The organism is Arthrobacter sp. FW306-1B-F12A (assembly GCF_058781865.1).
This window is the reverse complement of sequence record NZ_JBYSXD010000099.1, coordinates 1-3,008: the sequence shown is the minus strand read 5'-3', so window position 1 is coordinate 3,008 and position 3,008 is coordinate 1. Positions and strand designations below refer to the sequence as shown.

The 3,008-nt window shown below is 56.7% G+C and carries 4 protein-coding genes; all 4 read right to left on the bottom strand.

The window, feature by feature from the left end; genetic code table 11:
- Positions 1-377: 377 nt before the first annotated feature.
- Positions 378-950, bottom strand: a complete 573-nt coding sequence (locus tag AC3WJU_RS22350) for a hypothetical protein (RefSeq protein ID WP_492260911.1) — start codon at positions 948-950, stop codon at positions 378-380.
- A gap of 29 nt (positions 951-979) precedes the next feature.
- A complete protein-coding gene (locus AC3WJU_RS22345; RefSeq protein WP_492260910.1) occupies positions 980-1,255 on the bottom strand; it encodes a hypothetical protein in 276 nt (91 codons plus the stop codon).
- Positions 1,256-2,131: 876 nt separating this feature from the next.
- On the bottom strand, positions 2,132-2,374 hold the full coding sequence (locus AC3WJU_RS22340; RefSeq protein ID WP_492260909.1) for a hypothetical protein: 243 nt from the start codon (positions 2,372-2,374) through the stop codon (positions 2,132-2,134).
- Between the two features lie 82 nt (positions 2,375-2,456).
- The gene (locus AC3WJU_RS22335; protein WP_492260908.1) at positions 2,457-2,654 is read right to left on the bottom strand and encodes a hypothetical protein; all 198 of its coding nucleotides are present in this window, start codon (positions 2,652-2,654) and stop codon (positions 2,457-2,459) included.
- Positions 2,655-3,008: the final 354 nt, after the last annotated feature.

Here is a 3,008-nt window from a genome sequence, read left to right as displayed (position 1 = left end):
ATCGAATATGAAACAATCAACCGGACCGCGCTCACAGCGGCCTAAGACCCCGAGTCAACAAAAGCCGGGGCAGTCCCTGCTCTCTGCGATGGACGTCAACGAAAAGTACAGCGTCGAAAGTAGTGTTGAGAGCACGACTCCGACGTAGAACCCCACATTCACGGCGAGCTCGATAACCGCTGGGTCACTAATCGCCCTAGCGGCATCCGTCTGCGCAACTTTTCCTGCTACGACTTCGTGAAGCTGTTGGCTCCTCAACAGTAGGAGACCCAAAAGTGCCCCGGTGGAACACATCCAAACAAGAGGGGACGTGCTTCTTTGCGGTCTCCGAGAGGGCTTATCTCCGCCCGGCTGTTCTACACTCAACGACGATGACGTCATGGGGAGAATCCTTTTGTAGCTAGAACTGTGGCTTCGAGGAGAGCCGCGGCCAGAACAAGGACTGAAGCAATTCCGAAGATCTTTAGGGCCAATGGGAACGTAGCGAGATACTGCCGCAGCGGTCCTGCTGCCTCAGACGCGGATAGAGCTGACCGGATCGCAGCAGCGACGGGTATGAGCCCAGCCCCGGCGCCGAGCAGAAGGCCTAGAAATTCGATCGGTGCGTAGATCCAAATCGAGGCCACGACCTCACCAATTCCCATGTGGGTCCGACCGAGGCGCATTGTGGAGCCGATGTAGATTGCTGTAAGTGGCCATGCGATCAGCGTCGAGACTCCCCCGCTAATGACGCCGGAAAACAAGAGACACAAGGCGGGTACATTTGCCGCGAGAATCCGTCCCAGCGCGGATAGCCATGTAAGGCCAACCTCCGGGGGCACCGGCTGAGGAGATTCGGGCTGAGCCGCCATATCCGTTTGGAAACCGATGATGAATCCGGTCAGCATGAGCGCCAGGGACAGCATCATCGCAACGAGGAGCAATGGCTTATCGCCGTTCCTGACGCTCATGCGCAATTGACTCTTCGGCTTGGCTGCGACTAGGCGACGGCCACGTTCTTACCCCATCGGAGAATTGCCCATCGCGTTGTGGCGATCACTGCCGCTGCTATCCCACCGGAAAGCACCCCCATCACGATGGCAAGGGCAATTCCACCGACTTCTACTGCACTCACGATCTGTAAGGCGAACGTGCTGGACAGACCGAACATTCCGGCGATGTACATGACGCTCACGCTGGCAAGGGCAAGTCCTGCCATGCTGACCGCAGTTGCGAAAGTGACCGACTTGATGGACGGACGGATCGTTGCTTCCATGATTCCTCCTCAGGTTGTGACTGGGACCAGAGGTCCCGGTCCCAGTCACAATCCAAAGGCATGTTTTCCCCGTCTCAGTGGTGAAATCGGAAAACTCAGTGGTCTGAAACCCAAATCTCCGTGCAAATAGGCCGTACACGGAGGCGCAAATGGCGTTCACGGAGTCTCGTCTCCGTGTTACTGATAAGTAACACGGAGCATGGTCGAGTCTGTGGATGCGGGATCCATCAGCGCCCGTGCCTCGGCAATCGATCCCTGGACACCGGGGTGGGGTCAGGTCCGAGGGCTTAGGCGTCCTAGTCCTTTTTCCGACGAGACTTAAGCCAGTGGCTCGCAAAGTCAGATAGGGCTACGGAGCTAAGCGAAAGAGCAAACGCTAGGGCGACCGTCAATGCCTCCCGAATTACATTTCTGCCAGTCCACAAACTGTTGTTGACAAGCATCAAAATGATCGTCATGAGCCCGGCCTTTCCGAAGCGCGATATCCACACTTTTTCGTCCGGTCCTTTCGAGCCTTCCATCCATTACCTCTTCGGAGCGAGTTGAACAATGACCCATGAAATTGCACCGGCAGGTTCGTTTTGGACCCGTTGCGCTAGGGGCTTGAGAAATGGAGGAAGAACAGAACTGATGCATTCGCCGCCCAGTGCATGTACACGGCTTTGAGCGTCGGCTTGCTTGCATTGATGCACCAGCGTATGGCTTCGTTAGGCACAGCGCCGCTCAATGCGCCCCAAACGCAGAGAGCCAGAACAGCTACAGGGGAGCAAGCACAACTGCAAGCGCGCGAATGAACGTCTCTTCGGGCGCCAGTTGTAAATTACTGTCGGACCTTCCGGGGTCTGGTGAGCAAAGGAAGTCATCAAAAGGCAGACGCTAGGGTTCGCTCTCTGCTTGGCGATAGGCCGCCAAAGCGTCTCTGCGGGCCCATCTGACAACAAGAGCGATGTCGAGGACGAAAGAAGCGCAAAAGAACGCAACAAAGACGGGAAATGGTGCTCCAGCGACGAAGAGAGCGCCCGCGATCACGACGAAGAGCACGCCACTGAGCAAGTTGTATCGACGCCGGCCCGGAGCCGCATCCATCGCGGTCCTGAGCTCATCTAGGTAGTAGAGCACGCCCCTCCCCTCTAATGCCCGCCCTCAGGGGTAAGATCCGCCGGTATAACGGAAAGCCTGCCCACCAACCGGGGAACGGGTGTTACTGGCCGTTTCGTTCGATCTCTGATGCCCTGGCGCAACGCACGAACTTCCACAGCGAAAAAAGTGAAGCCGCTGCGAGGACTACTCCGGAAACGATGCCCCACCGTGAGTCGCTCTGCATGGTGGAAAAGATGTATGCCGAGTAGAAACCGAAAACGAGAGCGAGTAGAAGCCAAATGATCGAGTTCCTTTTCATGGTGAACTCCTCAGCCTGTGGACACCCGTAATCCAATGGTCTCCAGCTGTTGCCATGTTCTGTTGCTGACTCAGCTTCAATCCCCACCCCCAATAAGTTGCGTGTCGCACTGATCCTCCAGAGCGGCCATCGGATCCCCGCTGCTCGTTGGACCGGCCTTGTGAAGAAGGCTAAGGGCGAAAAAGCCGTCTCAGTGTTGAAAAGAGGAAACTCAGTGCTGGGAGACCCGAATTTCAGTGTGGAATCGGGCAATCTCCGTGTGGTCGGTGGCGCTTCTCCGTGTAAATCGAGGCTGAACACGTAGAGAGATGTCCGCATCGGGGGCGAGGCCAGAGTGAACCTTCGCATCCCAGC

Coding starts and splice junctions, on each gene's coding strand:
- AC3WJU_RS22350 (WP_492260911.1), bottom strand. CDS start 950: ATGAGCGTCAGGAACGGCGATAAGCCATTGCTCCTCGTTGCGATGATG.
- AC3WJU_RS22345 (WP_492260910.1), bottom strand. CDS start 1,255: ATGGAAGCAACGATCCGTCCGTCCATCAAGTCGGTCACTTTCGCAACT.
- AC3WJU_RS22335 (WP_492260908.1), bottom strand. CDS start 2,654: ATGAAAAGGAACTCGATCATTTGGCTTCTACTCGCTCTCGTTTTCGGT.